This window comes from Mesorhizobium sp. M2C.T.Ca.TU.002.02.1.1 (assembly GCF_003997225.1).
Genome location: NZ_RZTO01000650.1, coordinates 1 through 3,593, shown reverse-complemented (window position 1 = coordinate 3,593; position 3,593 = coordinate 1). Strand labels below are relative to the sequence as shown.

General features: G+C 63.4%; 4 protein-coding genes. All 4 read right to left on the bottom strand.

The genetic code is table 11. From position 1 onward, the window contains the following. Nucleotides 1-434 (bottom strand): ABC transporter ATP-binding protein (locus EOD07_RS26835; protein WP_164772560.1); only part of this gene is annotated, 434 nt, incomplete at its 3' end. After that, nucleotides 431-1,363 (bottom strand): carbohydrate ABC transporter permease, encoded by a 933-nt coding sequence (locus EOD07_RS26830; RefSeq protein ID WP_041006562.1) that lies wholly within the window; start codon nucleotides 1,361-1,363, stop codon nucleotides 431-433. The genes EOD07_RS26835 and EOD07_RS26830, both read right to left, overlap by 4 nt. After that, nucleotides 1,356-2,249: a sugar ABC transporter permease gene (locus EOD07_RS26825; RefSeq protein ID WP_040987348.1), complete on the bottom strand. Its 894-nt coding sequence runs from the start codon at nucleotides 2,247-2,249 to the stop codon at nucleotides 1,356-1,358. Before EOD07_RS26825 ends, EOD07_RS26830 begins: the two co-directional genes overlap by 8 nt. 85 nt (nucleotides 2,250-2,334) lie before the next feature. Further along, the gene (locus EOD07_RS26820; protein WP_040987351.1) at nucleotides 2,335-3,573 is read right to left on the bottom strand and encodes an ABC transporter substrate-binding protein; all 1,239 of its coding nucleotides are present in this window, start codon (nucleotides 3,571-3,573) and stop codon (nucleotides 2,335-2,337) included. Nucleotides 3,574-3,593: the final 20 nt, after the last annotated feature.

Below are 3,593 nucleotides of genomic sequence, written 5' to 3'. Positions count from 1 at the left end.
CCGCCGGACAGCGCCGAGGGCTTCCTCTGCAACAGCGGCTCGATCTGCAGGATCTCGGCGGCGCGGGCGATGCGCTTGGCGATCTCGTCCTTCGCCACGCCGGCGACGCGCAGGCCGAAGGAAAGGTTCCTTTCCACCGTCATCTGCGGGTAGAGCGCGTAGGACTGGAACACCATGCCGATGCCGCGGTCCTTCGGCTCTTCCCAGGTGACGTTCTTGCCCTTGATGAAGATGCGCCCGTCCGAAATGTCGAGCAGGCCGGCGATGCAGTTGAGCAAGGTCGACTTGCCGCAGCCGGACGGCCCAAGCAGCACGATGAATTCGCCCTCGGCGACATCCAGGTTGAGCGTCTGCAGCACCGAGACGGCGCCGAAATTGAGCGACAGGTCCTGGATCGAAACGCTGGGATTGGCGATTTCAGCTTCCATCATCATCCTTTCACCGCGCCGGCGGCGATGCCGCGCACGAAGAGCTTGCCGGAAACGAAATAGACGATCAGCGGAACAAGGCCGGTCAGGATGGTCGCGGCCATGTTGACATTGTATTCCTTCACGCCCTGGACCGAGTTGACGATATTGTTGAGCTGCACCGTCATCGGATAGGTGTCGGGGCGGGTATAGACGACGCCGAACAGGAAGTCGTTCCAGATGCCGGTCACCTGCAGGATGATGGCGACCACGAAGATCGGCAGCGACATCGGCAGCATGATGCGCAGATAGATGCCCCAGAAGCCGGCGCCGTCGACGCGCGCCGCGCGGAACAGCTCCTCCGGCATCGAGGTGAAATAGTTGCGGAACAAGAGCGTCAGGATCGGCATGCCGAAGATCGAATGCACGATCACCAGTCCGGTCAGCGTGCCGTAGATGCCGATCTCGCGCAGGATGATGACGATCGGATAGATCATCACCTGGTAGGGGATGAAGGCGCCGACGATCAGGATGATGAAGAAGGTATCGGCGCCCTTGAAGCGCCAGTTGGCCAGGGCATAGCCGTTCACCGAGGCGATCGCGATCGAGAGCAGCACCGACGGCACGGTGATGCGCACGGAATTCCAGAAGCCGCGCGAGAGCCCGTCGCAATTGAGCCCGGTGCAGGCGCTCGCCCAGGCTTTGACCCAGGGCTCGAAAGTGATCTCCATCGGCGGCGAGAAGATATTGCCGAGGCGGATTTCCGGCATGCCTTTCAGCGAGGTGACGATCATCACGTAGAGCGGCAGAAGATAGTAGAGCGCCACGACGATCAGCGTGCCGTAGAGGAAGATGTTGCGGCGCGACAGCACGTGCCGCGGTTTCGGCCCGCTCGGGCCGGTGGCATGGCGCCGCAACGCCTGTGCGCTGGTGGACAGGGAGGCGACGTCAGCCACGCTTCTTGCCTCCGAATTCGAGATAGGCCCATGGCACGATGACGATCACCACCGACAACAGCATCATGGTCGAGGCGGCAAAACCCTGGCCGAGATTCTGGGCGAAGAACATGTAGTCGTAGACATATTTCGCCGGCACTTCGGAGGCGATGCCGGGGCCGCCGCTGGTCTGCGCCACGACCAGGTCGTAGACCTTGACGATGCCGGCGGCGATGATCACCAGCGTGGTGATGAAGACCGGCCGCATCATCGGGATGACGATGAAGAGATAGGTCTTCCAGGCGGGAATGCCGTCCACCCTCGCCGCCTTCCAGATATCCTCGTCGATGCCGCGCAGGCCGGCGAGCATCAGGCACATGATCAGCCCCGTGCCCTGCCAGAGCGCGGCGATCGAAATGCCGTAGATGACGATGCTGGAATTATAGAGCGGGTCGAAGCTGAAACTCGTCCAGCCGAGGTCGCGCACGACGCGCTGCACGCCGAAATCCGGATTGAGCAGCCATTGCCAGACCAGCCCGGTGACGATGAAGGACAGCGCGAAGGGATAGAGGAAGATGGTGCGGAACGTGTCCTCGAAGCGGATCTTCTGGTCGAGCAGGGCTGCAAGCAGGAAGCCGATGACCAGCGAGAATACCAGCGAGATCGCGCCGTAGATCAAAAGGTTCTCGATCGACACCAGCCAGCGCGATGTCGACCAGAGCCGGTGATACTGGTCGAGTCCGACGAAGTTGAGCCGCGGCAACAGCTTCGAATTGGTGAAGGAATAGAGCACCGTCCACGCCGTGCCGCCGACGAACACCACCAGCGCGGTGAGCACCATCGGGATCGATGCGACCTTGGCGTTGAGGTTACGGAAAAGCTTACTCGGGCGTTCGCTGTTGCTCATCTCGGCAGCCGGGCTGGGACAATGAGGGCGTCACGCTCCCGACCCCGCTGGAATGGGGCCGGGAGCCGGCGGGGGCGCCGGTTGTTCAGTCCGCTGAGCCGATGATCTCGGCGAAGCGCTTCTGCGCCTCTTCGAGCGTCATATCGGGCTTGGCGAAGAACTCGGAGAACAGGTCTTCCTTCTGCTTCTGGCTGTCTTGCGAGAGCAGTTGGTCCGTCCACGGCATGACGGCGCCCTTGGCGAGAATGGCGAGGCCCTTCTTCATGCAGTCATTGGCCGTGTTGAGGTCGACGTCGCCGCGCACCGGCAGCGAGCCCTTCTTGAGATTGAAGGCGACCTGGGTCTTCGGATCGAGCAGGGTCTCGGCAAGCACCACCTGCGCCTTGGCCTTCGCCTCGTCCTTGAGCAGCGGGAAGTAGAAGGCGTCGCCGCCGGTGGCTATGACTTCATTCAGGCCGAGACCGGGCAGGCAGGTGTAGTCCTTGCCGGCGGTCTTGCCGGCGACCTGGAACTCGCCCTGCGCCCAGTCGCCCATGATCTGGCCGGCGGCCTTGCCGGTGATGACCAGATTGGTCGCCTGGTTCCAGTCCTGGACATTGGTGTTCTTGGCCATCTTGCGGGCGTCGTCCGCCGCCTTGAACACCTTGGCGATCTCCGGACCGGCCGCGAAGGCGGCGTCCTTGTCCTTGTAGACCTTGAGGAACGTGTCGGTGCCGCCGACCGCGGCCATCAGCACGTCGAAGGCGCCGGAGGCCTGCCAGGCCTGTCCGCCGACCGCGAGCGGGATGATACCGGCCTTTTCCAGCGCCGGAGCGTCAGCCACGAATTCATTCCAGTCCTTCGGCAGCGGCAGCCCGGCCTTCTGGAAAGCCTCGTTGGACAGCCACAGCCACTGCCAGGAGTGGATGTTGACCGGCACGCAATAGATCTTGCCGTCGATGGTGCAGCTGTCGAGCAGGCTCTTCGGCCGCACGATCTCCGTCCACTTGTCCTTGGTGGCGATGTCGGTGAGGTCGCGCATCAGCCCGGCCTGCACCAGTTCCTCGGCCTGGCGGCCGTGGTTGAACTGGGTGGCGCCCATTGGATCGCCGCCGGTGATGCGGCTGATCATGATCGGCCGCGCCGTGCCGCCGGAGCCGGCGATGGCGCCGTCGACCCAGTGATTGCCCGTCGCGTCGAATGCCTTGGCAAGCTCGGCCACCGCCGCCGCCTCGCCGCCCGAAGTCCACCAATGGGTGACTTCCAGGTCGGTCGCGGCCGCCGGACCGGCGACGTTGAGCGCAACCGTCGCGGCAAAGGCGGCAGTCAGGAATTTGTATCGCATTTCGGCTTCCTCCCAGAATC

What these genes read in the sequence shown, in the direction of transcription:
- EOD07_RS26825 (WP_040987348.1), bottom strand. Translation starts at nt 2,249, where the DNA reads ATGAGCAACAGCGAACGCCCGAGTAAGCTTTTCCGTAACCTCAACGCC.
- EOD07_RS26820 (WP_040987351.1), bottom strand. Translation starts at nt 3,573, where the DNA reads ATGCGATACAAATTCCTGACTGCCGCCTTTGCCGCGACGGTTGCGCTC.